Annotated in this window: 20 protein-coding genes; 11 read left to right on the forward strand and 9 right to left on the reverse strand. The window is 43.7% G+C overall.

Annotated elements, in window-relative coordinates:
• The first annotated feature begins 313 nt into the window (after window positions 1-313).
• On the forward strand, window positions 314-1456 hold the full coding sequence (locus tag OCV24_RS06210) for an amino acid permease (RefSeq protein WP_150878598.1): 1143 nt from the start codon (window positions 314-316) through the stop codon (window positions 1454-1456).
• A 131-nt stretch (window positions 1457-1587) separates the two neighbouring features.
• Here the strand turns inward: OCV24_RS06210 and OCV24_RS06215 are convergent, their stop codons facing one another.
• From OCV24_RS06215 to OCV24_RS06225, 3 genes are all read right to left on the reverse strand, one after another.
• Window positions 1588-2949: an L-serine ammonia-lyase gene (locus OCV24_RS06215; protein WP_077680526.1), complete on the reverse strand. Its 1362-nt coding sequence runs from the start codon at window positions 2947-2949 to the stop codon at window positions 1588-1590.
• 119 nt (window positions 2950-3068) lie between these two features.
• On the reverse strand, window positions 3069-4322 hold the full coding sequence (locus OCV24_RS06220; RefSeq protein ID WP_077680525.1) for an aromatic amino acid transport family protein: 1254 nt from the start codon (window positions 4320-4322) through the stop codon (window positions 3069-3071).
• A 318-nt stretch (window positions 4323-4640) separates the two neighbouring features.
• Window positions 4641-5231 carry a CoA pyrophosphatase gene (locus OCV24_RS06225; RefSeq protein ID WP_077680524.1) on the reverse strand — a complete coding sequence of 197 codons (591 nt, stop codon included), beginning with the start codon at window positions 5229-5231 and terminating at the stop codon, window positions 4641-4643.
• Between the two features lie 328 nt (window positions 5232-5559).
• On the opposite strand from OCV24_RS06225, the gene OCV24_RS06230 reads away from it, so the two are divergent.
• Both OCV24_RS06230 and OCV24_RS06235 read left to right on the forward strand, forming a co-directional pair.
• The gene (locus OCV24_RS06230; protein WP_077680523.1) at window positions 5560-6102 is read left to right on the forward strand and encodes a heme NO-binding domain-containing protein; all 543 of its coding nucleotides are present in this window, start codon (window positions 5560-5562) and stop codon (window positions 6100-6102) included.
• Window position 6103: 1 nt separating this feature from the next.
• Entirely contained in the window at window positions 6104-7822 is a 1719-nt protein-coding gene (locus OCV24_RS06235; protein WP_077680522.1) for an ATP-binding protein, read from the forward strand.
• 185 nt (window positions 7823-8007) lie between these two features.
• Here OCV24_RS06235 and pabB read toward each other — a convergent pair whose 3' ends face one another.
• Complete coding sequence (gene pabB / locus OCV24_RS06240; RefSeq protein ID WP_077680521.1) at window positions 8008-9381, reverse strand: aminodeoxychorismate synthase component I; 1374 nt, start codon at window positions 9379-9381, stop codon at window positions 8008-8010.
• A gap of 246 nt (window positions 9382-9627) precedes the next feature.
• Between pabB and OCV24_RS06245 the strand changes: the two genes are divergently transcribed.
• The 7 genes from OCV24_RS06245 (at window position 9628) to OCV24_RS06275 (ending at window position 17158) form a co-directional block, all read left to right on the forward strand.
• Window positions 9628-11145 carry a fumarate hydratase gene (locus OCV24_RS06245; protein ID WP_046224623.1) on the forward strand — a complete coding sequence of 506 codons (1518 nt, stop codon included), beginning with the start codon at window positions 9628-9630 and terminating at the stop codon, window positions 11143-11145.
• A 164-nt stretch (window positions 11146-11309) separates the two neighbouring features.
• Window positions 11310-11495, forward strand: a complete 186-nt coding sequence (locus OCV24_RS06250) for a hypothetical protein (RefSeq protein WP_017057524.1) — start codon at window positions 11310-11312, stop codon at window positions 11493-11495.
• Between the two features lie 195 nt (window positions 11496-11690).
• Complete coding sequence (locus OCV24_RS06255) at window positions 11691-13064, forward strand: YcjX family GTP-binding protein (protein ID WP_150878443.1); 1374 nt, start codon at window positions 11691-11693, stop codon at window positions 13062-13064.
• A 14-nt stretch (window positions 13065-13078) separates the two neighbouring features.
• Window positions 13079-14131, forward strand: a complete 1053-nt coding sequence (locus tag OCV24_RS06260) for a YcjF family protein (RefSeq protein ID WP_102506131.1) — start codon at window positions 13079-13081, stop codon at window positions 14129-14131.
• A 144-nt stretch (window positions 14132-14275) separates the two neighbouring features.
• On the forward strand, window positions 14276-15820 hold the full coding sequence (tyrR, locus tag OCV24_RS06265) for a transcriptional regulator TyrR (RefSeq protein ID WP_017057521.1): 1545 nt from the start codon (window positions 14276-14278) through the stop codon (window positions 15818-15820).
• A 105-nt stretch (window positions 15821-15925) separates the two neighbouring features.
• Entirely contained in the window at window positions 15926-16525 is a 600-nt protein-coding gene (gene rimJ / locus OCV24_RS06270) for a ribosomal protein S5-alanine N-acetyltransferase (protein ID WP_017057520.1), read from the forward strand.
• A gap of 159 nt (window positions 16526-16684) precedes the next feature.
• Entirely contained in the window at window positions 16685-17158 is a 474-nt protein-coding gene (locus OCV24_RS06275) for a DUF2947 domain-containing protein (protein ID WP_017057519.1), read from the forward strand.
• A gap of 71 nt (window positions 17159-17229) precedes the next feature.
• Here OCV24_RS06275 and OCV24_RS06280 read toward each other — a convergent pair whose 3' ends face one another.
• Window positions 17230-17979 carry a sensor domain-containing diguanylate cyclase gene (locus tag OCV24_RS06280; RefSeq protein ID WP_244291731.1) on the reverse strand — a complete coding sequence of 250 codons (750 nt, stop codon included), beginning with the start codon at window positions 17977-17979 and terminating at the stop codon, window positions 17230-17232.
• The gene (locus tag OCV24_RS06285; RefSeq protein ID WP_244291732.1) at window positions 17979-18248 is read right to left on the reverse strand and encodes a hypothetical protein; all 270 of its coding nucleotides are present in this window, start codon (window positions 18246-18248) and stop codon (window positions 17979-17981) included. Before OCV24_RS06285 ends, OCV24_RS06280 begins: the two co-directional genes overlap by 1 nt.
• Before the next feature lie 320 nt (window positions 18249-18568).
• On the opposite strand from OCV24_RS06285, the gene OCV24_RS06290 reads away from it, so the two are divergent.
• Window positions 18569-18784 carry a hypothetical protein gene (locus OCV24_RS06290; protein WP_102506130.1) on the forward strand — a complete coding sequence of 72 codons (216 nt, stop codon included), beginning with the start codon at window positions 18569-18571 and terminating at the stop codon, window positions 18782-18784.
• Between the two features lie 155 nt (window positions 18785-18939).
• On the opposite strand, the gene OCV24_RS06295 is transcribed toward OCV24_RS06290, so the two are convergent.
• From OCV24_RS06295 to OCV24_RS06305, 3 genes are all read right to left on the reverse strand, one after another.
• Window positions 18940-21792: an Hsp70 family protein gene (locus OCV24_RS06295; RefSeq protein WP_150878445.1), complete on the reverse strand. Its 2853-nt coding sequence runs from the start codon at window positions 21790-21792 to the stop codon at window positions 18940-18942.
• Window positions 21793-21930: 138 nt separating this feature from the next.
• A complete protein-coding gene (locus OCV24_RS06300) occupies window positions 21931-23883 on the reverse strand; it encodes an Hsp70 family protein (protein WP_137008160.1) in 1953 nt (650 codons plus the stop codon).
• Window positions 23883-24515 (reverse strand): DUF2760 domain-containing protein, encoded by a 633-nt coding sequence (locus tag OCV24_RS06305; RefSeq protein WP_137008161.1) that lies wholly within the window; start codon window positions 24513-24515, stop codon window positions 23883-23885. Before OCV24_RS06305 ends, OCV24_RS06300 begins: the two co-directional genes overlap by 1 nt.
• Between the last annotated feature and the right edge of the window lie 61 nt (window positions 24516-24576).

Here is a 24576-nt window from a genome sequence, read left to right on the forward strand (position 1 = left end):
AATTGCTATGGAATGTGATTTACTGGACACATACATGAAATTTAAGATTACCTCACCGATTATTGAACCGACGGAAGGTTCGCCACATCAGTTAACGAAAATTTATGCATCTCGTTTTCCCTTTTTTAAGACAAGCTCCCCTTTGAACGCCCTGTTCGACAACGTTTCTGCACGCTTCTTTACTGCTTATCGCTCCTATTGTTATTCGTTTTATAACTTTATTTCTATCTGAATTCCTTTGTCATCCACTTGATGCACGAAGACTCACACCTATAAAAACTAAACAAATAAGTTAAAAATAATGAATATTAAAATGATGGGTAGCTCCCTAATTATCGCTGGTACCGCTCTCGGTGCTGGTATGCTTGCGATCCCAATGGTATTAGCTCAATTTGGATTGCTGTACGGTACATTGCTGATGGTACTAATTTGCTTCGGTACCACCTATGCAGCGTTACTACTTCTAGAAGCGACCATCAAAGCGGGTGGCGGTCTAGGATTAAACTCAATTGCAAGAAAAACACTGGGCAAGCAGGGCCAGCTGATCACCAATGGTTTGCTTTATGCGTTACTGATTTGCCTATTAATGGCCTACATCCTAGGCGCTGGTGATCTACTGAGTAAGGTACTGTCTAACTTTGGCTTAGAAATAACAGCAACGAATGGTCAGATCGGTTTCACAGTGATCGCTGGTGCGATTGTGGCAAGTGGTACAGGAGTGGTCGATAAGCTCAATCGTTTGTTGTTTTTCGTGATGCTAGGCAGTTTGGTAACAACCATGGTGTTTTTGGCTCCGGGAATGACGGTGTCTAACTTGTCGCAAGTGACAAGTCATGATCATCTTGACCTAATCAAAACCAGTGCAATTCTGTTTACCAGTTTTGGTTTTATGGTAGTGATCCCGACCTTGGTTTCTTACAACCACGAAGCGACAGACACACAGTTAAGAAATATGGTGATTGCAGGTTCCCTTATTCCACTAGTGTGCTACCTATGCTGGTTATTCGCTGTCGTGGGCAATTTGAATGAAGAGCAATTCAGAAGCTTTAAGAATGTCTCAGACTTGATGGCAGCGTTTGAGGCTCAGTCTCCTTGGGTGGGTAACGTTCTGTCTACCTTCACTGGCTTGGCGTTGTTGACCTCTTTCTTTGGTGTAGCTATGTCTTTATTCAACCAGAATAAGGACATGTTCAACCAAAATACCGCGGTAACGTACTGCATTAGTTTCATCTTACCTTTGGCGGGTTCTCTGCTTGCTGCTGACAAATTCTTACAAGTACTGAATTACGCCGGCATCATCTTAGTGTTCTTAGCCGTGTTCGTTCCGTTGATGATGGTTCACAAGCAGCGCTTTATGAAAGTAGCGGAAGACAGATACAGCGCAGAAGGTGGCCGACTAATGATGCTTTTCTCATTGCTATTTGGTTGCTTCTTGCTTATTTCACAAGTGATTTAGCAAGCCAATTTGGTCGGTTGAATCAATCAGTCACCAAGCTTCATCTACAGAAGCTTTAGATACAAAAAAAGGAACGCATCGGCGTTCCTTTTTATTATCTGCTCATTAAAAGCAGGTTGATTCGAAAGCTATTAACAAACTACCTTAACTGCCAAACCACCTTGAGAAGTCTCACGGTATTTAGCGTTCATGTCTTTACCGGTTTCTAGCATTGTTTCGATAACTTTATCGAGAGAAACAGTCGGAGCAGAAGAGCGACGAAGTGCCATACGAGTTGAGTTGATTGCTTTAACTGCAGCAATACCGTTACGCTCGATACATGGTACTTGTACTTGGCCAGCAACTGGGTCACATGTTAGACCTAGGTTGTGCTCCATACCGATTTCTGCCGCCATACATACTTGCTCTGGGCTACCACCCATAAGTTCAGCAAGGCCTGCAGCAGCCATAGAACATGCCACACCAACTTCACCCTGACAGCCAACTTCAGCGCCAGAGATAGAAGCGTTACGCTTGTATAGACCTCCGATCGCGCCAGAAGCTGCGAAGTAACGGATGTAGTCTTTTTCTGTCACTGTTTGGATGAACTTATCATAGTAAGCCAATACCGCTGGGATGATGCCACATGCGCCGTTTGTTGGTGCCGTTACTACACGGCCGCCAGCTGCGTTTTCTTCGTTTACAGCAATCGCAAACATATTTACCCAATCAACAACTGTCATTGGGTCGTTAGTTGTTTTTTCTGAAGTAATTAGCTGTTGGCGAAGTGCTGAAGCGCGGCGAGGTACGCGTAATGGACCAGGCAGGATACCTTCGGTATTCATACCGCGATCCATACATTCACGCATCGTTTTCCAGATGTTCGAGAAGTAAATGCGAGACTCCTCGTCTGAGTGGAAAGCCGCTTGGTTTTTCATAACCAGTGTACTAATAGAAAGGCCACTTTCTTTACATTGATTAACCAGCTCTTCAGCTGTTGTGAATTCGTAAGGTGCTTTGATTGGGTTTGCTTCTTCTTTGCCGAAATTCTCTTCGTCAACGATGAAACCGCCACCAATTGAGTAGTATGTTTTTGAGTATGCTACTTCGTCATCAACCCAAGCATGAATGCTCATGCCATTTTCATGCAATGAAAGGTTCGAAGTATGAAAATTCATTCCGCCATCTTTAGGGAACGAAACAGTATGACAGTGCATACCAACAGGTAGACGTTCAGTTTCTTCTACGCGAGCCATAAAACCTGCGATGGAATCAATATCTACTTTCTCAGGAGTATTGCCAGCAAGACCCATGATGATAGCGATATCTGTGTGGTGACCTTTCCCTGTCAGTGATAGTGATCCATATACGTCCACGGTGATTTTAGTGATGTCGCGCAACTTTCCCATTGAACGTAGGTCATCAATAAACTCTTTACCCGCTTTCATTGGTCCTACTGTATGTGAGCTCGATGGACCAACACCGATTTTAAAGATATCAAATACACTAATCATAGCGATTACCTCAAAAAGAGAGCCTCCCAAGTGGAGTAGGGAGGCTCATTTATTATCATTATATTTGTGTTTAATCTCGAGACATAAGATGAATACCATCTTATAAAAAATGCTTAAGATTAAAGAGCGCCGTAGATTACAGAACTAATAGCCGCTAGACCACATAAAGCTGTAAACATTTGTACAGGTGTTGAAGTTTTGTACTTAGCCATTGCTGGTACTTTTTGCATCGCGAATACTGGCATTAGGAACAGGATAGCTGCAATCATTGGAGCACCCATTGTTTCAATCATACCTAGGATACTTGGGTTAACGACTGCAACAATCCAAGTTGTAACAACGATGAACGCTAAAGATACTTTTTCAATCTTGCTTACTGAAGAGTCAGAGCGAGACTTGATTAGACCAACAAGACCTTCGTGAGCACCTAAGAAGTGACCGAAGTAGCTTGAAGTAATCGCTGCGAACGCGACTAGAGGACCCATGTAAGAGATAAGTGGAGACTCGTGAATGTTAGCTAGGTAAGAAAGTACAGAGATGTTCTGTGCTTGTGCTGTTGCTAGTTGCTCTGGAGATAGAGAAAGCACGACAGAGAATACAAAGAACATTACAAAGCCCATCAGCATCATTGCTGCGCCGCCGGTGATAGCGTCAGTTTTCTTAACTGCGTTTTCACCGTATACACGACGTTGCTCTTTAGAGAACTGTGAAATGATTGGACTGTGGTTGAAAGAGAACACGATGATTGGAATTGCAAGCCAGATGATAGAAGGCATTGTTGACCACTCAGGTTCAACGTCCATCATAGAAGTGTTCCATTCAGGAACTAGGTAAAAAGAAAGAGCTAATAGGATGAATACTAGCGGATAAACCATTGCTGAAGTTGCCTTTAGCATCAGCTCTTTACCGAATACAACACCTGCTGTCATAGCAAGGATAAGTGCACCAGAAAGAAGAGGACGAGGAATAGATTCCATGCCGATTTGGTTTACTAAAAAAGAATCAACAGTGTTTGTGATACCAACACCGTAGATAAGAACGATCGGGTAGATAGCGAAGAAGTAAGCGAAAGTGATAATGTTTGCGCCAGTCTTACCGAAGTGTTCTTCAACTGTGTCTGTAATATCGGCTTCAGGGTTTTTAGCTGACAGTACGAAACGAGCTAGAGATTTGTGTGCGAACCAAGTCATTGGTGCCGCGATTAGAGCTAGGATAACTAGTGGCCAAAAACCACCCGCACCAGCTTTGATTGGAAGGAACAGTACGCCAGCACCAACTGCTGTACCAAATAGTGATAAACACCAGGTAAAATCTTTATAGTTAAACTTGCTTGAATTTTTAACGGCACTTACCGAAGAAGTTGTTGTGTTCATGTTAAATTACTCATTTTTTGGGAACAGGAAATAAGTCGGGGCTAATTTTGCAGAATTTTCTTTAGTAAAAAGTAGATCTAAATCATGTAATGAAACGGCGTGTCACATGATATGCGAAAAACGGATTTTTGATCACGAAAATAGCGTGCCACAGGTGATTTATGCTCATGCCTGTTATTAGTTTTTCTAATTTGAAGGGGTGGTTTGTACAGATTTATATCAGATAAACGTTTGCGTAAAATTGCATTAATAAATCTGTTCCATAGAAAGGCTCGAATTTGTTAACAAAGATTAAACAAGGTGTGGTTTCAGTGTGATCTATTGCATTACGTGCTGTTGCAATGACTGAATGATTTGAGCTGTAACGCCCCAAATTAGGTGCTCTTGGAAGGGCATGGCAAAAACACGGTGTTTGATTTTTCTTAAATTAACGGTATGACTATGAAGCTTGGCTTGGTCCAAAATATAGGTGGCAGGTACCTCAAAAATAGAGGCGACTTCGTTCGCATCTATAACCGCTTTGTAGTTGGGATCGACGAATACAACAATTGGCGTAACATAAAATTTACTAATGGTACTTAATGCTGGTAATTGCCCAACAATTTTAACTTGATCCGATCGAATTCCTACTTCCTCGTGAAGTTCTCTCAGTGCTGTGAACTGCATTGAAGGGTCGGAAAGTTCGTGTTTTCCGCCAGGGAAGCTCACTTGTCCTGGGTGATGCTTTAAATGAGCGGCTCTTTTAGTAAAAATTACATGTAAACCGTCTTCGCGATCAACTAAACCGACTACAACTGCCGCTTTGCGAAGTTGTTCCCGGCTTATGTGAGCAACACGCTCAATAGACTCAGGGTGGTAACCGACAGCTGTATTCAGTTGGAATTGCTGAAGGAAGTTCTTTCTATTCATATCAACCCAATATATTGATAATTATAATTATAATTATAATTATAAGTATAAGCATAACACCGAGTAGATTACCAACTTTGACTAAAATTTGCCTTGCTTCCCATAGTTTTAACAAGAGAACTCTGTTCTTTTGGATAATTAGTTAATAGTAAAAGTGCAAAATTCAACTTAAAAATAACCATTCCCCCATACTCAATATGTGCATTTAAATTGGTAAGCGTTATCCATGTCATATAATTGGGTGATGAAACGTATATTTTTTGTTTAAGAATTTGATCACAATAATTTAGTAGCCCATTCTAAAAAGAAATAAAAAAAAAGGCATGCGATGAAAGGAATCATATTCACCGAATTTTTAGAGCTTGTTGAAGACAAATTTGGATTAGAGTTGTTGGAAGAAGTTTTAGAGATGTCAGAAGATGAAGGGATTTACACATCTGTAGGTAGTTACGACCATAAAAATCTTGTGAAGCTCATCATTAACCTAAGTAAAAAAACCAATATAGATGCTGCCAGTTTACAGCGAGTGTTTGGTCAGTCTGTCTTTAAGAACCTGTTAGCTTCTATACCTAATAAAGCCAGCCTTAAGCACAGCAATACCACTTTCCAATTTATCCAACACGTAGAGCATTATATTCATGTAGAAGTGAAGAAGCTCTATCCGGATGCTGAGCCACCAGAATTTAGTTTTATAACGACTACAGAAGCGCAGCTTATATTCGATTATAAGAGTGCGAGGTGTATGTCGCATGTATGTTTAGGACTCATTGAGGGTTGTGCTGATTACTATAGTGAATCGATTGTAATAGAGATGACACCTCAAAATGATGAGCAAAGTGTGGTTAGGTTTAATCTTAAAGTAGAAAAGTAATATGAGTTTGGCATCCGCGCTAGAAAAGAAACTTAAGCGACAGATCGCGGCAAGAAAAGAAGCTGAAAGATTGTTGGAGCAAAAAAGTCTGGAACTATTTGAGACTAACCAGCAACTTGAACTTGCTTTGCGCCAGTTAGAGAAGCGCTCTAAAGCGAATTTGCGTCGTATTGAGTTTCAAGAACAAGTCGATAACCTGTTGATTGATTTTGGACGAGCGTTTCTCCGTAATGATCTGGATGATGTTATGTTGTCTGAACTAACGACTAATGTAATGAACAGTTACCTTATCGAAGCCAGCCGCTTAATACTGCCACCTAAGCTAATCCCAGAACTTCAAACGTACGACTATGGCGACAAAACCGTTGGCGAGCTAACACATGATATACAGATGCCTCAATGGGAAGGCAATATACTGACGGTGCCCCTTGAAGTCGAGAAGGTGATTGTTGGTGCACTGATTGTTAAAGTTAATTTGTCTGTACAAGACTATGAGTTTATTGAGAGTCAATTATCGTTGGTGGCCGACCTTATATGCAGTGCGTTGGCTCATCAGCTTGCCATTAACCGCAATATTAAATCACGTCAACGAGCGGAAGAATCTGAAAGGGCGACACGCGATTTTGTTGCCATGATAAACCACGAGTTAAGGACCCCATTAAACGGATTGTTGGGTAGTGCGGAACTGATTAGTGATACCGAATTAACAAGTTCACAGCGCGAATTAGTGAACAACCTAAGCCAATCTGGTGAGTTTCTAAGAACCATCATTAATGACCTACTCGATTACAGTAAAATAAATGCGGGCATGTTGGAACTTATTCCGAAGAAGTTTGCGTTGAAGGATTTGAGAAACACTATCGACAGCATCTTTACAAATAGAGCCATTGAGAAACAACTGCAATTTAATGTCAATGTTGCCCAAAATATGCCGACTCACTTCAATGGGGATTTGGAGCGCATTACACAGTTGTTTGTGAACCTGATTGGTAATGCCATCAAGTTTACTGAAGAAGGTCACGTAAGTGTTGATATAGAATGGCGACATAATCAATTTTTCTTTTCGGTACAAGATTCTGGGGTTGGAATCGCTGAGTCTGCTCATGAAACACTCTTCGAACCTTTTACACAAGCTGATAACTCTAGTAGCCGAAACTATGAAGGTACAGGGTTGGGGTTAGCGATTTGTCGCAAGTTAGTCGCGATGATGCACGGTGATATTAAAGTTTCGAGTACCGTGGGTGTAGGAACGACTTTTTCTATCGCAATTCCGCTGCAAGTTATCGATATATTGCCTAATAGCGAACGAGAGGCTAAAGATCTCGAGTCAGATGTCGAACTGTCGTTATTAAAAGTACTGGTGGTTGATGATATTAAGATGAACCAGGTCATCATCCAACAAATGCTTCGTAAGTATGAGATAGAGCCTGCGATCGCAAGCAATGGTGTCGAAGGGCTTGAGTTAGCATGTACCAATGAATACGACATTTTATTTATGGACTGCAGAATGCCAGTAATGGATGGCTTTGAAGCAACACAAACCTTAAGAGAGAAAGGGTATAACAAGTCGATTGTGGCACTGACTGCGGGCACAACACTGGAAGAGCGTGAACGCTGTATTCAGTGTGGTATGGACGACATACTCAGTAAACCCTACACAGCGGATGACCTCAAAGATATGCTTAAGAAGTGGGGTTCCACACCTGCTGCTGTTGTTTAGGTCAAGCTATTTATTATTTAGGTAAAACTACAGTGATTTAAGTTGAGCTAGTGAATTCCGTGGACAACATGCATTTAGAAAGAAACTAAAAACCCTAAGTGGTCATGATGACAACCGGATAACCTAGGGTTTGCTTTATTTGCTGAACGCCAACGGGTAAACGTCGTCAAACATTGGACTGATGCTTAGCTGTCTTCGAGCACGGGCAAGATCCGACTCAACTTGTCCAGCGTCTCTTGGTATTCAGATGCACAATCACTATCAAACACCACACCACCACCAGCCCAAGCGTAAAGGGTATTGTTCTCTGCCACTAACGTACGAATGGTAATACTAGTATCCATTCTACCGTTTCGGCTGATGTAGCCAATACTGCCGCAATATGCTGAACGTCGATGAGGCTCTAGCTCTTCAATGATCTGCATTGCGCGAACTTTAGGTGCACCAGTAATCGAACCACCAGGGAAGCAAGCTCTCAGTAGAGCAGTTGCTGAATATTGGTCATCAAGGTCAGCTCTTATTGTGCTTACTAAATGATGAACCGCAGGGAAGCTTTCAATGTCGAACAGTTTTGGTACATGAACGGTGCCCGGTTTTGCTACTCGACCAATGTCATTACGAAGCAGGTCAACGATCATCAAGTTTTCTGCCTGATCTTTATCGGCACTTGCTAAGTCTTGTGCGTTGGCATCATCAATTATAGGGTCTTCAGAACGAGGGCGTGTGCCTTTGATCGGTTTTGTTTCAATAGTGCCACTATTGAGTTCTAAGAATCGTTCAGGCGAAACACTGATTATTGCGCATTCGGTCAAACGGATAAAACCGGAGAAGGGGGCTGAGTTATACTGTTCAAGCTTTTCATAGGCCAGCCATTCACTGCCTTGGTATTTGGCATTGAAGCGCTGAGCTAAATTAATCTGATAACAGTCGCCAGAGAGCAGGTATTCTTGAACGTGCTCGAACTTGTCAGAATAACTCTGTTCACTCATGTTCGATTGCCACGGTGTCGTTAGGCGAAATTCCTCTGTTTGAGATTTGCCTTGCTGCTCAGATAACCAATTCCAGTGCGCCTCGATGTTCTGTCCAACCACACACGCTGTCTTAAGCTTGTGATCAACCACTATTGCCCATTCATACAAACCAACCGCCATGTCGGGTGCGTTAATATCGCGCTTTGCAAGAGACGGAAGTGTTTCAACTCTGCGCCCCAAATCGTAACTAAAGTAGCCTAAAGCACCGCCAACGAATGGTAATTCAGGGTGGCCTTTGGCTGCAGGCAATAATTGCTGCTGATATTGGTCGAGTAGTTCGAAAGGATCTGACTCTGACACCTTACGTTCTTCGTTTACATTAACGGTCGTTTTGACGCCGATTGTCTCGAAGGTGGCGATGGGTTGAGCAACTAAAATATCGTATCGACTATCAACGTGGTTTTCTGAAGCGGAGCGTAATAGCATTGCCCACGGTAGGTTCTCAATATGGGAAAACAGCTGTTTAGCTAAAGTTGATTGATATTCAAGCGGCTTTATTTGGATAGAGCGAAATTCGTTGTTATTCATTTGTTTAATTTGTGACAAAGAGTTCGATCACTGCATGGCGTGTGAGAGGAAGCAAGAGTATCATAAATTGAAAATAAAATGGGTTCTTGATTAGAACGGTGTAATACAAATGGTTTAGTTTACAGCTATGCAAGCGATTGCTAAAGCAACTAAATACAGCTTAACACAATAAAAAGCTAAGCCAATTAGGCCTGAAATAGTCAAACCATGGACCCACATGGAACCAGAACAATAAAGAGGCATGCAATGACGGTTATTCGTAAGCAAGATGTGATCAGCAGTGTCGCTGACGCACTTCAGTACATTTCTTATTATCACCCTTTAGACTTTGTCCAAGCCCTAGAAAAAGCGTATGAGAAAGAAGAGAGCCAAGCAGCAAAAGATGCGATCGCTCAGATTCTTATCAACTCGCGCATGTCTGCGGAAGGTCATCGTCCAATTTGTCAGGATACGGGTATTGTTACTTGTTTCGTGAACATCGGCATGGATGTTAGGTGGGAAACGGATCAAACAGTACAACAGATGGTTGATGAAGGTGTTCGTCAAGCTTACAACAATCCAGACAACCCATTGCGTGCGTCTGTCCTAATGGACCCTGCAGGTAAGCGTATTAATACAAAAGACAACACACCAGCGGTTGTTCACATTAATATGGTTCCAGGCAACAAAGTTGAAATTCAAATCGCGGCGAAAGGCGGCGGTTCTGAGAACAAAACCAAGATGGTTATGCTGAACCCTTCTGATGATATTGCAGAGTGGGTAGAGAAGACGCTACCAACAATGGGCGCAGGCTGGTGTCCTCCGGGCATGCTTGGTATAGGCATCGGCGGTACGGCTGAGAAAGCAGCGGTACTAGCGAAAGAATCTCTTATGGAACACATCGATATCCAAGAGCTTATCGACAAAGGTCCAGAGAACGCTGAAGAAGAGCTTCGTTTAGACATCTTCAACCGCGTAAACAAACTGGGTATTGGTGCTCAAGGCCTTGGCGGCCTAACGACTGTGGTTGATGTGAAAATCAAAACAGCACCAACACACGCAGCCTCTAAGCCTGTTTGCTTAATCCCGAACTGTGCAGCGACTCGTCACGTTCACTTCACACTAGACGGCAGCGGCCCTGCAGAGCTAACGCCACCTAAGCTAGAAGAATGGCCAGACATCACTTGGGAAGCGGGCGCAAACACACGTCGTGTTAACCTTGATGAAGTAACCAAAGAAGACGTACAAGAGTGGAAGACAGGCGAAACGGTTCTGCTATCAGGTAAGATCTTAACAGGTCGTGATGCAGCGCATAAACGTATTCAAGGCATGCTCGAAAGCGGCGAAGGCCTTCCAGCTGGCGTTGATTTCAAAGGCAAGTTCATTTACTACGTTGGCCCTGTTGATGCGGTAGGCGATGAAGCGGTAGGCCCTGCGGGTCCAACAACGTCAACACGTATGGATAAGTTCACTGACATGATGCTAAACGAAACTGGCATCATGGGCATGATAGGTAAAGCGGAACGTGGTCCTGCAACGGTTGAATCAATCAAGGAGCACAAAGCGGTTTATCTAATGGCGGTTGGCGGTGCAGCTTATTTAGTCGCGAAAGCAATTAAAAAAGCACGCGTTGTTGCGTTTGAAGATCTCGGTATGGAAGCGATTTACGAGTTTGAAGTTGAAGATATGCCCGTAACAGTAGCGGTTGACTCTAACGGCGTGAACGCGCACCAGATCGGCCCTGACACGTGGAAAGTGAAAATTGCTGAAGCTGAAAAAGCATAATTTTCTGAAGTCAAAAAGTCGAAACAGACGCTAGCTTCAGTGTTTGAATTGCAATTCTTGACAGAAAGTTGAAGACAAAAGTGCAGCATTATTTGCACTTTTGTCTTATTATCAATGATATAGTGATAAACATATCGTTTGATATAAGAACATAGGAGAGAGGAATGCCTCGTTTTATTCAGATCCTACAGATTATCTTGGCAGTGGTGATTGGTAGTTTCATTGGTTACGATTTGATCTTGCACGGAATCAGCATCTTTAACGACAAATACGTAACCATAACATGTGTATTGTGGTTGATTTCTGAGATAACACTGTTTGTTATCTACAAGCTAATAGAAGACGATTAGTAGACATCAACGAAAAAATTTAAAGCCCCTGATTATGTATGTAGTCAGGGGCTTTTATTCATCTAGCATTAAGAATGGGTATTGCATACTCTCCACTATTAGCAAAAGCATACAAACTATCCCAACAGGGAAAGAACATAGGCTTCCCTCTCTATTATCTTAAGCAGCTAGCCTATTTATAACGGAGTCGTTCAAATGAAACACCTAACTCAAGAAATGAGTGACTTTATAAGCAGAGGAACGGATTCTCACATTCGAGTAGCGGTCACGGGGCTTTCTCGTGCGGGCAAGACAGCATTCATTACTTCGCTGGTTAATCAGCTTCTTTATACGTCTACCCACAAAAATTTACCACTTCTTGCCTCGGCGAGAGATGGAAGAATTATTGGTGCTAAACGTATTCCACAACACAACATGATGATTCCCCGTTTCTCGTACGATGAAGCGATGGAATCTTTGAATGCGCAGCCACCAGAATGGCCGGTGCCAACGCGTGATGTCAGTGAGATTCGTCTAGCCATCAAATATAAGCCTGCGAAGGGCGCGAAAAAGCTACTGAGTAAAAACAGCACCCTTTATCTCGATATTGTCGATTATCCAGGAGAGTGGCTGCTTGATTTGCCGTTACTGGATATGGACTTCGATACCTGGAGCCAATCTCAGTTTGCCGCATTGAAAGGCGACAGAGAAACTTACTCGCAACAGTGGAACGCAATGCGTGGTGACGTTGACTTGCTAGCAGAAGCGGACGAAAAGAAACTGGTCGCCATTGCCGATAGCTATACTCAGTATCTTCACACTTGTAAGGATAACGGGTTGCACTGGGTGCAGCCGGGTCGATTCGTATTACCCGGTGAGCTTGAAGGCGCGCCTGTGCTGCAATTCTTTCCGTGTATCGCACCTGAGGGTAAGTTCTTAAAAACAAGTAACTATGCGGTACTGAAAGCGCGTTATGAAGAGTATCAACAGAAGGTCGTCAAAGCGTTCTACAAAAATCACTTCGCGACGTTCGACAGACAAATCGTACTGGTGGATTGCTTACAGCCACTTAATGCGGGCTATGACTCTTTCATGGACATGCGTGGCGCGTTAGAACAGTTACTTAAGAGCTTTAAGTACGGTCGAAGCAATATTTTAAGGCGTCTGTTTGCACCGAAGATCGACAAGATCTTGTTTGCAGCCACTAAGGCTGACCACGTGACACCGGATCAACATCCGAACTTGGTGTCACTGCTACAACAGATGGTGCATCCGGCTTGGCAACAGGCGGCGTTTGAACACATCGACATGAGTTGTATGAGTATCGCGTCTATTCAAGCGACCAGCGCGGGTTATATCTCGTCAGGTTCAGACAATGTCCCAGCGTTGCAAGGTGTGACTTTGGATAATGTCCCTCAAACCATGTATCCGGGAGAAGTGCCGCGTAAGTTGCCCAACAAACAGTATTGGGAAACCAACCAGTTTGATTTCACGAGCTTTAGACCGATGGAGCAATATTCCGATGAGCCTTGCCAACATCTAAGAGTCGACAAGGTTTTAGAGTATCTCATTGGCGACAAGTTGAAATAATTGAGGTAATCAAAATGAGTGAATTAAAAACAAAGCAGGTCTTTAATGAACCGTTGAAAACCTCTTTTGATGAGCAAGATAAGAGCGACGTTGGCCCGGATTTAGGCGCACAACAACTGTTCACAGAGCAAGAGAAATTTATCCCTGTTGCACCGCAAGTGGAAGCCGATCTTGATGGTGAAGCTGAGCAGCAATTGGAACAAGTGATTCGACCGAGCAAAAAGAAGAAGTGGTTTGGAACGGGTTTATTGGTCGCTTTCTCTGGCCTAGTTGGATGGCAGGCAATTGATTCGGTGATTACCGCGATTCAAACGGCTGACTGGCTTGCGTTGGGTTGGTCAGGCTTTATGGCTGCCATTGCTTCATTGGGTTTAGGCGCAATAGGCAAAGAGCTGTGGAAACTGCGCTCACTTAAAGATCACTTTAGTGTGCAAGAGCAGAGTGAAGAGCTATTGCAAAGCCAAAGTGTCGGTAAGGGCAAAGCGTTCTGTGAAAACATCGCGAAGCAGGGCGGAATTATCGCTGAGTCGCCTTCGTACGATAAGTGGCGAAACAGCATTAACCCAGCACACAGCGATGCTGAGGTGTTGGATATGTACGATGCTCTAGTGGTGAGCAAACAAGATAAGGTTGCGACTCAAATCGTCACTAAGTTCTCGACCGAATCGGCGGCTTTGGTTGCAGTGAGTCCATTGGCGGCGGCTGATATGTTGCTGGTGGCGTGGCGCAATTTCACCATGATAGACAAGCTTGCTGATGTGTATGGCATTGAGCTTGGCTACTGGTCGCGTATTAAGTTATTCAAGTTGGTGTTGATCAATATGGCAGCTGCGGGGGCCAGTGAACTCGCAATAGACGCGAGTATGGATCTTGTCTCGATGGATCTTGCTGGCAAAGTATCCGCGAGAGCAGGACAGGGCCTAGGTGTTGGTATCCTAACCGCTCGATTGGGCTTAAAAGCCATGACGTTACTTCGCCCAATGCCTTGGCATAACGAGCGCAAAGTAAAACTGGCAGATATGCGAAAAGCCGTCCTTTCTGAAATAAAACGAATCACGCTGAAATAGTGCATACGACTTTGAAACAAAATGTATGACATTGAGTGGTATGCGAGCGAAGAGTAAACATATGTTTACTCTTCTTCTTGACTGAACTTAGACCTTAATCCACACTACTGTCAACTTATCCTGACACCTATAATAGGACTATTTGTGCGTCTTGAAGTATTGTGTGAAGACAGACTCGGCTTAACGCGTGAGTTGCTCGATATCTTGGCCTCAAAAAGCATTGATTTAAGAGGAATCGAAATTGATGTTAAAGGCATTATTTACCTAAACTGCCCTGATATCAATTTTGATGCTTTTAGTGAACTTATGGCTGAAATTCGCAGAATTTCTGGTGTGAAGGATGTACGAAAAATCCAATTTATGCCAAGCGAAAGACATAACACAGAGTTAATTGCTCTGTTGGCTAATCTACCAGACCCCGTTATAGCGATTGACCTTAAAGGGTCAGTTGATATAGCGAATCACGCTGCATTGAACTTATTCGGCAAGCAAGAAGACGAAGTAATCGGCGAGCCGCTTTCGACATTCGTACCTAGCTTCAACTTTGCTCGTTGGATCGAAGGTGACGTCACTCGTCATCGTGAAGTGGTGGTGTTGGATGGTTTAGATTTCTCGATTGAGGTTCTGCCTATTTATCTTGGTGGCGATGTTAACGAAGCAGTACTGGCGAGTGCAGTAATGACGATTCGGTCGTGTAATCAAGAGACGAACACGCCAGATGCAATCCCAGAACAGAACAACTTAGGTTTTGAACACTTTGTTGGTGTCTCTAATCGCCATAAAGCCTTGATCAGTCAAGCTAAGAAACTGGCGATGCTGGATCAGCCTTTGTTAATTGAGGGCGATACAGGTACAGGTAAAGAGATGTTGGCAAAAGCGTGTCATAACCGCTCAAATCGTTCGTCTTTCCCATTTTTGATTCTAAGCTGTGCATCAATGCCTGATGACGTAGCGGAAACCGAATTGTTTGGTCATGCTCCGGGTTCATTCAACCATGAGCAAGGTCATAAAGGTATTTTCGAACAAGCGAATGGCGGCACGGTATTTTTAGATGAGATTGGCGAAATGAGCCCACATCTACAAATCAAATTGCTTCGTTTTCTACAAGATGGTTCGTTCCGTCGTGTTGGAGAAGAAGAAGAGATGCACGCTGATGTGCGTATTATAGCCTCAACGCGCCACCGCCTTTCTGAACTCGCTGATTCTGGCTCATTCCGTGAAGACTTATTCTACCGCTTGAATGTACTGACGCTGTCAATTCCAGCTTTGCGTGAACGTTCTAATGACGTAGCATCATTGCTAGAGCTGTTCGTGGCTAAATATGCGCAGCAATTAGGTATGCTAAAGCCAAAGCTCACTCAAGAGTTAATTGATCAGCTTGGTAATTACCAATGGCCGGGTAACATTCGTCAATTAGACAACATGGTTCTACGTGCACTGACAGAGTTGGATTCGGATACTTTAACGGTTGAGCAATTCCACTTGCCTCAGCTAGACACCATGACGGCAGGAATGGCAAACCTAAGCTTAGATGGTTCTCTGGATGAGATCATGAAAGACTATGAATCTCAGATTCTAGAGAAGCTTTACCAGTCGTTCCCATCAAGCCGTAAGTTAGCAAAGCGCTTGAATGTTTCTCACACCTCAATTGCCAACAAACTGCGCGACTACGGTATTAGAAAGAACTGATTGAGCCTGTTTGGGTATGTTATTAAGTAAGTGGGTAGTATTGAACAAGCAAACGGTATTGAGTAAGAAATTAGAACAAGACCAGATAACGGAATAAGAAAGCGAATGGAAGATCTGAGTACACCTGAACGCATTTATAAGCACGATGGAAACCTTATTCTACGTACAGCGCAAATTGACGATGCGAACATGATCAGTGAGTATTTTCAAACAAACCGAGAGCACCTTAAACCTTGGGAACCGATTCGAGAAGATGCGTTCTTCGAAAGAGAAGGTTGGGCGCAGCGACTGATCAAGCTAAACGAGCTTCATAAAATGGGGCTTGGTTATTACTGTTTATTGATCAATGCCGACTCAAACGAAATGTTAGGCACGATATCATTCAGTAACTTGTCTCGCTTTCCGTTTTACGCCTGTAATGTGGGCTACTCGTTGGCTGAAAGTGAACAAGGCCACGGTTACATGCGAAGAGGTTTGAGCATGGCCAAAGACTATATGTTTGATGTGCAAAACATGCACCGCTTAATGGCGGGCTACATGCCTCACAACGAACGCAGCGCTGGTGTATTAGAACATCTTGGCTTTGTTCGAGAAGGTTTTGCTAAAGACTACCTACAGATTAACGGTAAATGGGAAGACCATATACTGACCGCGTTAGTTAACCCTAACTGGGAAGACAGACGCAATGCTCAGACGCAGTTGTAGTTAGCTACAGTTGTATTTAGCAGTAAGCGTATTTAAGTAAACAAGCGAACAACGAATTTAAAGGCAGCGAATATCAAGCGATCTCTAATCGCCGCTGCATCAGAAAGAACAGATAGGCATGGTAATCCATCAGCCTAAGACGAAATTTGAGGAATTTTGATGTCATATACAACTTTGGACGAATACCAAAGAAAATGGATTTTCACTCATCAGTCGATGCCACTGCCAGCGGAAGACTTGGAAAAGATTAAGCCAATGACACAGGCAAGAGCATCTCAGTTTTGGAAAGAGAACGTAAGCCCTCAAAGCCCAGATGCAGAAAGGCTAAGCTCGCAAGATTGGCCGAGCAAAGCATCGAACTGGAATGAAGAGATCAGCTGGATGGCACATTGGGAAGCAGATGAACCAGAAATGCCAGAAGAGATCCTAAACTTCATTGATTGGCAAGATGACGTAACTGTTTATTTTTGTTACGAAAAATACAATGTACTTGAGACCAAGTGGGCGATTTTTAAGAAGCATTGGAAGAACTTTTTGTTTTACGATGATGGTCCGATTCTACTCGGCCGCCGTCGTTCAGAAGCGCTTTGGTTTTCAACAAACGGTACAGTGAAAATCGGCAACCGAGCTTAATGACAGCATGATTTGATTAAGCCTGTGTTGAATAAACGACAGATAAAAAGCGAGCATCGAGCTCGCTTTTTTTATTTAAATTTAGCACAACGTTTAGTCATCTTGTTTTCATACATTTTTATATCTGCTAACTTTATTAATTCATGGATAGGAGGGGGATTCGATGAGTAGATTAGTGTTCCTTGACTAAAGTCAGCCCGAGAATTGATCCCCAAATTGTTGAAGTACTTATCAAAATCTGACTTAACTCGAGTTACTATTTGTTCTAAAGAGGTTTCTGATACATCTCTACACAATAGAACGAACTCATCACCTCCAATTCGGCCACAAATGTCTTCCTTGCGAGTGTTTTTTTTCAGTGAATTGGAAAAGCATTTTATATATTGGTCACCAATATTATGCCCGAAGTTATCATTGATATATTTCAGACCATCAATGTCAAAATAAATGAACCCAATTGCTAAGCCATATTCAGAAGCACTATCAATAATCTTAGGAGATTCATTCAACACACCGCGCCGATTAAAAACTTGAGTTAGTTCATCGTGAATTGATGTGAATTTTAAATTTCTAACTCTTTCGGCGGTATGGACTTCGCGCTCCAATAAAGCTCGAATGCTTTCCATTAAGTTTATCTGGACAGTTTGATAAGATGTTTCTTTAGTATCTAGAGCACAAAGCGTAGCAAACATACTTCCATCGGAGTGAAAGATAGGTAACCCAAGATAAGAGACATAGCCCATCTGTGTTAGTTTTGGATTGTCGCTCCACTCTTCTTGGCCTGTAGCGTTGTGAACGTAGAGCATAGCTCTTGTGTCCATTACTTAGCTCTTGTGTCCATTACTTTCTTGCAATATAGGTTGATGTCCTTAGGGATTATCTTCCCTGGTTTTGCTTTGACCCCTGAAGATGTGGACATAGCAATGCTTTGAAATCCTACTTCAGCAGTAAGAACAAGTTCAACAGCAGGAGCATTAAGCACTTCTGCAATATTGTTGAGCATGCTTTTCCATAAAGATAGATCCATATCTTTAACTAGATCATTTATGGCATGTTTGGAGCTTGACTTATATATGTTACTAAATGGCATTAATGATCACCTGATGGAATGTCATACTATTGACTATAATGTCAAAAAATTGTCTTTACAATCTGAAATAATACATTTTTCTTTATTTATAGCCTTGATTGAAAAACACAGTACCTCCTAGGTGGTGCGTTTATAGATAACACCATAACCATATTTATTTTTTAATAAAAAATAAATGAGTTCTCTCTGTTCAAACAATGCACTTATAAAGCCGTTTTCGATATGTAAATCACAAATTCACTATGGTTTAATCGGAAAGTATTGAATCAAAAGGGGGGAGTTCTATATTGGAAGTGTAGCCTTAGTGGAGGTGAAGTATTATGATTTGGGATACTCTCGAACGTGTAAATAAACTTCGCAAGGAAGCAATGGAGGATCCAGAGTTTTTGGATTCGGCAAAAATGCATGAGGAATGGCTTTTAAGCGAAACTCATAATCAATCAACCAAAGGAGCCAAGGATAAGAAACCGAAAAAACTGTCCGATATTTATGAAAACACGGATTTTCCTATCAACCCAACTGGAACGAAACATTAACAATGATGAACTGCAACACGGCTGAGGCTCTTAACTCGAAAACTGATTATCAACGACACATACCAGGCTTAAGCCACCAATAAAAAAGCCACTTTCAACGAATCGAAAGTGGCTTTTCTTTTTTCACTAGTAACGCAAGCTCATCGTTTTTAAAACTAGCTATTGATCAGGCTTAATCCGCTTGGCAATGCATCACCAAATACACGCTTAGACTCGCTCTCAGAAAGTTCAGTCACTTCACTCACTAGCATTAGCCAAGATTCAGGCACCTTACTTTGTTTCAGTTTCTCAATCACTTGGTTGCGATAGTCATCAGAGATATCAAACTGACGGTCACCCGTCTTACGACAAATCATCACAGCTGCAAAGGCTATCATTTGTTCTTTATGCCAGTTCTGTTCAAGTAGTTTCGGTAACCATTGCTCCGCTTGCTCTCTAGGAATCACGCTGTGCTGACTGCCATATAAAGGCGTTCTTGATGCTAATCGACCTAGTGCCCACCAGTGTGCTTGCTCAAACTGATTCTGGTTAATCGCTTTGCTCAAAAACCAGCTCGCCAGCAGCACTTTGTCTTCAACCTCAAGTTGCTCAAGTGATGCGGCTAAACGAACCATGGCTTCATAACCATTGTCTTGTGCATCTTTGGCCGTCTTCGGGTTTTTCATTGCGCCAGGGTGAAGGTACTTCGCAATGTCAGCCAAGATAGTTTCTTGCTGTTCTTGGTTTAAACCGCCTGCAACACGACGCCAGAATACCCACCAGTCCGTCCAACCTTGGTGGTTTTGGAATTGGATGTTTTGTTGGTAGAGTCCCCAAATTTGCTCAATACGCCATGAGTCCGTTGGGTCACCAAAGCCAGGACGCAGCGAGTAACCCGCCAAACGCAGCCAGTTCTTCTCGTGTGCCTCTGAGCGACGGCGACGCTTGCGACCTAATGAGAAGCTATCGAACAAATGACGAAGAGTCGTGAAGTCCCATTCATCACGTTTACCGAGTCGTTTCTCAAGGTCTTTGGAGAGAGTCTTGATCTCTTTCGATTCAGCACTCTTCTTGTTGCCACTATATAGACGAGAGATTAATTCCTTACACTCTTCTAATCTTGGATGAAGTGCAGAGGTATCAGACTCATCACCTTGCTTGTTTCTTACTTCGAACTCAAGCAACCAACGCTTAGAGTCATCTTCAGTGCTCACACATTCTATTTTAAGTGTGCCGACTTCGGTCAACTGACAAGCGAGCAATACTTCAACGCGCTCTTTTTGGTTGGCTTGAAGCTCGACAGTCCCCGAACTTTCCAAGGTAGAAATGTAAGGTGGAAGAGGGGAGAACAGATCGGCATCCACATCCACCATCACACCGTTTTGGATTGCAGTGTTGTGTGCGATTTGATCGTGTGTTGAAGTCAGTAGGTTAAAACGAACCGGTTCGCCCAGCGTCAATGAGAAACGACGGCTGTTCAAACGGATTTCTTGGCCTTCTTCAGTCCCTTTGGCAAGTAGACAAAGTGCTTTGCCCATCTTGTTCTTTTCTTGTAAATGTAAGAAGTAAGAACGAGCAGCACCGCCACCGATTTTCAGCTGCGCACCACGGCGAGCTTTACCAAAAGCAACAGCCCCTAGAGCGACTGACCAATCAGGGTGAGGGTTATCTAATACTGTGATTGGAGAACCTTTCCAGTTACCTAGAAGCTGAGTAATACGTTCTGTGACAAGTTCACTGTTGAACACACCACCATTAAGTAGCACACCGACAGGAATAGCAGGTTTAGTATCGTCAAACTCGATAGAATCAGAGTTTTTTAGTGCTGTTTTCGACACTTGTTGATGCGTTGTTAGGAACTCTGCAACGTGCTTACTCACGGCAGGGTCAGCCACGTAAGGCAGACCAAACTCAACCACTGCACTGCGGCGTTTGTCTGGCACTTCTGTAAACTCAGAAAGCGGGAAGAAACCTTCCAATGCGATTTGATGAACTTCTTGTTTGGTTAAGCCAATACTCTTAGTACCGCCAAGCAGTTTTGAACCGCTGCCCAGCATGGTGATCTTTACATCGTCTGGTGCATTAGCAGAAAGCAGGCTCTCTTTTGCAGCGCGAGTTTGTTGAATCAGTTTGGTTAGGCTAGAGGCGTTTAGCTTCTTGTTTTGATTGAATCGTTGCTCTGCAAGGTGAGCAAGCGCTAAATCGAGGTTATCACCACCGAGCATCAAGTGTTCGCCAACGCCGATACGGTCGAGTTCTAGCTCGCTATGACCTTGTTTTTCCGCATCACCATTCGCATCGAATTTGGCTTCAATTAAGCTCAAGTCGGTGGTACCACCGCCTACATCGCACACTAAGATCAGCGGGATCTGTTGAAGCTCTTCCGCAGCCGTTTGCTGGTGACGAGCATACCAGTCGTAACAAACCGCTTGAGGCTCTTCGAGTAATAGAATCTTGCCTAAGCCAGCAAGTTCTGCGGCTTCAAGCGTCAGCTTGCGTGCAGTCTCGTCGAATGATGCTGGAACCGTTACTACTACATCTTGGTCTTCAAGTTTGTTACTCGGGTTACGGTAATTCCATGCTTGGCGAATGTGATTCAGGTAGCTCGCACTCGCGACAACGGGTGATACTTTATCGACATCATTCGCACCAGCCCAAGGGAGAATGTCTGAGCTGCGATCAACCGCTTGGTGCGATAGCCAGCTCTTAGCACTGGATACTTGACGGCCTTCCACTTTAGCACCTAATTCACGCGCCCATTCACCGACGATAACGTTCTTGATATCGCCTTTTACTGGGCTTGTTTCCCAAGGCATGGTTAGGTCAGAAGGGGAGATTTGACCTTGTGCTGGGTGGTAACGAAATGATGGAAGTAGGGGCTTACGAACCACTTCACCGGGGCCGATGAGTTGATCAATATCGAAAAGAGAAACGGGAGCATGTTGTAGGTCGTCGTTGATTTCACAGTAGGCAACCACAGTGTTGGTTGTGCCTAAGTCAATGCCGACTAAAAAACGAGGAGATGCCATACAAAACCTTATTCTTCCAGAGTGATGACCAGTGTGTTGATAGTCTTGGTCTTATTATTGTCTTTTAAATGTTTTTAATACAGGGTTAGGGAATCGCATTGATAAAGTAACGGCACCCGTTAAGGTGCCGTTGCTTCGTTATGCTTGTTCGTTTGAGTCGTTATTCGCGTCTTCACGAACATCAAACTCTACGTGCCATTTCTGACCGTTATCAGCAGCAATTGCTTCTAGGTAAAGCGTGCCGAGTTCAGTAACACGAGAGGCTAGGGTTACTGGAACCACTTCACCCTCACGGCGACCTTCAGATACTGGCAGTGTCACTTGAATCTCTGGAAGTTCATCAAGGTCTTCTGGTGCCCAATGATCAAGGTGCGTACCCGCTACGTCTTCACGACGGGTCGTAGAACCGAAGAATTGGAAGTGTACTGGCTGGCCAATCACCAAACCAAACTCTTGGCTAGGAACTTGAACGCTTGAACCTTCTTCCATACCAAATGGCGCAACACACAGTGCTTCCATTGGCGGAGCCATACCTGGGATAGCTGGCATGGCGCTTTCGATTCCTACGTAGTAAGAAGAAGCGATACCACCACGGATACGAACGCCTTGGCCGCGACGCACTGCGCCGTAGTAAGAAGCGCCACTTGCAACTGCAAGGTCTAAATCCAATCCAGAAAGCTGTTTAGCAAATTCTGCATCAGCATTGATCAACCATTCGTTGATCGTATCTGAAAGACGATCAGCAAGTAGGTTAGATTTTAGAACACCACCATTGAACAACACCGCTGTTGGTTTGATGAAATCTGCCGCTGCCGCTGGTGCTTCTGCGCCTGGCATACCGGGCATGTTTGCAAACGGGTTGAAATCTTGTTGAGCCGTTTCGCTATTTCCAGAAAGCGCATTGGCTTGCTTAGAAAGAAATGCAGCAATATGACGAGTGATACCCGCATCTTGAGCGTAAGGCAGACCCATTTGAGTCAGTGCGCCACGCGTCTTTTGTACTGGATGCTCAGTCACGGCTACTTTCGGGAAGAAGCCATCAACCAATGTTTGTTGTACTTCTTGCTGAGTCAGTTCTGTTTTCAGTGTCGCGCCAAGCAGTTTAGAACCGCGGCTTGGGACAACGATCGGCACAGATTGAAGTTCACCATCGTTTAGCAGTGCTTCTTTCGCATCACGACAAGCGTGAGTCATAGCTTGAACTTGCCAAGGTGCTAGCTCTTTGCCGTCTTGCGCCAGTTTCATCTTCAAGCGGTAAGCAAGAGCTAAGTCCATGTTGTCACCGCCCAGTAGGATGTGTTCACCTACTGCGATACGGTTCAAGCTTAGGTTGCCGTCGTCTTGTGTTACTTCAACTAACGAAAGGTCGGTAGTACCACCACCGATATCAACAACAAGCACGATGTCGCCAACGTCTACTTCGTCACGCCATGTGTCGTTGCTGTTATCAATCCAGCTGTAAAGAGCCGCTTGTGGCTCTTCTAAAAGCGTTAGGTGAGTGAACCCGACATTACGCGCAGCTTCAGCTGTTAGGTCACGAGCAGCAGGGTCAAACGAAGCAGGAACCGTGATTGTTACATCTTGGTCTGCCAGTTTGTGTTCTGGGTTTGCGTGGTTCCAAGCATCTTTAAGGTGCTCAAGGTACAGTTCAGTAGTTTTAAGCGGAGATACTTTTTCAACCTCTTCAGGGCTGCCTGCAGGAAGGAACGCATCACGACGGTTAACACCACCGTGGCATAGCCAAGATTTTGCACTTGCTACCAAACGGATAGGGGTTTTTGAGCCAAGGTTACGCGCAATCGCACCAACCAGTGCTTTAGGCTCAGAAGACCAAGGTAGAACGCGAGAACCTGAGTTCATTTCATGTTCGTGCGGTTGGTATAGGAACGAGCCAAGTTGGCTGCGAGTTTCTACTGTACCTGGAGCCGTCAGTTGAGGGATTGGCATCACCTCAACACGAGCATCTTCATTGGTTGTGTCGATGAAAGACAAAACGCAGTGTGTTGTACCTAGATCTATACCAACACTGAACTTAGGTGCTTGCTGTTGTTGTGAACGCTCTTGCGATGAAGAATGATTTTGGTGTTCCATTATAGCTCCACCTCAGCCGGTGCAATCACAGATGTATCGTAATTCTCAGCAAGCTTAGGTAGGTTCATGTCAGTGGCTTTCCAACCTTTGTGAACCAGTGTGCCGTTGAATGGTGCGTTACCCGTTACATTGCCTGTTAGGCGGATCTCTTGCGGGTTGAAACCTTCAGCTACTGTGATGCGCGTTTCTTCATCTTCAGTACGGATGTGAGAAAGCGTTACGTAGTCTGCTAATACTTTTTGGCCGCCAGTGTGGATAACACGTGCCGCTGCGCCAACTTCTTCATCAGAGAACGAAGTTAGGTCTTCTTGTAGGAAGTCGATTAAGCGCGCTTCTTGTTGCATGATAGACAGAAGTTGCATTGCTGAATCTGTTGGCGCTGTCGCCAGCTTAGATTCCACTTCAACGACTTTTTCGATCACTTTTTCAACTTCAACAACTTTCTCTACTTCGACAATTTTTTCAACTGGCTTTTCAACTTCAACGATCTTCTCTACTGGTTTTTCTATGACTTTCTCAACCACTTTGGTTTTACGAGAAACGGCAATTAACAGTAGTAAAACGCTTGATGCAGTTAGGCCTGCGTGAAGCATATCAAACGTCTGTGGGATTAGGTTCAAATCAACGATCATAGTGATTTCTCTTTAAGATTGATTTAACGGTATATTCGCTGGTTTTGTAGAATATACAGGT

Source organism: Vibrio kanaloae (assembly GCF_024347535.1).
In the GTDB taxonomy this organism is placed as follows: Bacteria; Pseudomonadota; Gammaproteobacteria; order Enterobacterales; family Vibrionaceae; genus Vibrio; species Vibrio kanaloae.

Coding starts and splice junctions, on each gene's coding strand:
- OCV24_RS06210 (WP_150878598.1), top strand. CDS start 314: ATGATGGGTAGCTCCCTAATTATCGCTGGTACCGCTCTCGGTGCTGGT.
- OCV24_RS06215 (WP_077680526.1), bottom strand. CDS start 2,949: ATGATTAGTGTATTTGATATCTTTAAAATCGGTGTTGGTCCATCGAGC.
- OCV24_RS06220 (WP_077680525.1), bottom strand. CDS start 4,322: ATGAACACAACAACTTCTTCGGTAAGTGCCGTTAAAAATTCAAGCAAG.
- OCV24_RS06225 (WP_077680524.1), bottom strand. CDS start 5,231: ATGAATAGAAAGAACTTCCTTCAGCAATTCCAACTGAATACAGCTGTC.
- OCV24_RS06230 (WP_077680523.1), top strand. CDS start 5,560: ATGAAAGGAATCATATTCACCGAATTTTTAGAGCTTGTTGAAGACAAA.
- OCV24_RS06235 (WP_077680522.1), top strand. CDS start 6,104: ATGAGTTTGGCATCCGCGCTAGAAAAGAAACTTAAGCGACAGATCGCG.
- pabB (WP_077680521.1), bottom strand. CDS start 9,381: ATGAATAACAACGAATTTCGCTCTATCCAAATAAAGCCGCTTGAATAT.
- OCV24_RS06245 (WP_046224623.1), top strand. CDS start 9,628: ATGACGGTTATTCGTAAGCAAGATGTGATCAGCAGTGTCGCTGACGCA.
- OCV24_RS06250 (WP_017057524.1), top strand. CDS start 11,310: ATGCCTCGTTTTATTCAGATCCTACAGATTATCTTGGCAGTGGTGATT.
- OCV24_RS06255 (WP_150878443.1), top strand. CDS start 11,691: ATGAAACACCTAACTCAAGAAATGAGTGACTTTATAAGCAGAGGAACG.
- OCV24_RS06260 (WP_102506131.1), top strand. CDS start 13,079: ATGAGTGAATTAAAAACAAAGCAGGTCTTTAATGAACCGTTGAAAACC.
- rimJ (WP_017057520.1), top strand. CDS start 15,926: ATGGAAGATCTGAGTACACCTGAACGCATTTATAAGCACGATGGAAAC.
- OCV24_RS06275 (WP_017057519.1), top strand. CDS start 16,685: ATGTCATATACAACTTTGGACGAATACCAAAGAAAATGGATTTTCACT.
- OCV24_RS06280 (WP_244291731.1), bottom strand. CDS start 17,979: ATGGACACAAGAGCTATGCTCTACGTTCACAACGCTACAGGCCAAGAA.
- OCV24_RS06285 (WP_244291732.1), bottom strand. CDS start 18,248: ATGCCATTTAGTAACATATATAAGTCAAGCTCCAAACATGCCATAAAT.
- OCV24_RS06290 (WP_102506130.1), top strand. CDS start 18,569: ATGATTTGGGATACTCTCGAACGTGTAAATAAACTTCGCAAGGAAGCA.
- OCV24_RS06295 (WP_150878445.1), bottom strand. CDS start 21,792: ATGGCATCTCCTCGTTTTTTAGTCGGCATTGACTTAGGCACAACCAAC.
- OCV24_RS06300 (WP_137008160.1), bottom strand. CDS start 23,883: ATGGAACACCAAAATCATTCTTCATCGCAAGAGCGTTCACAACAACAG.
- OCV24_RS06305 (WP_137008161.1), bottom strand. CDS start 24,515: ATGATCGTTGATTTGAACCTAATCCCACAGACGTTTGATATGCTTCAC.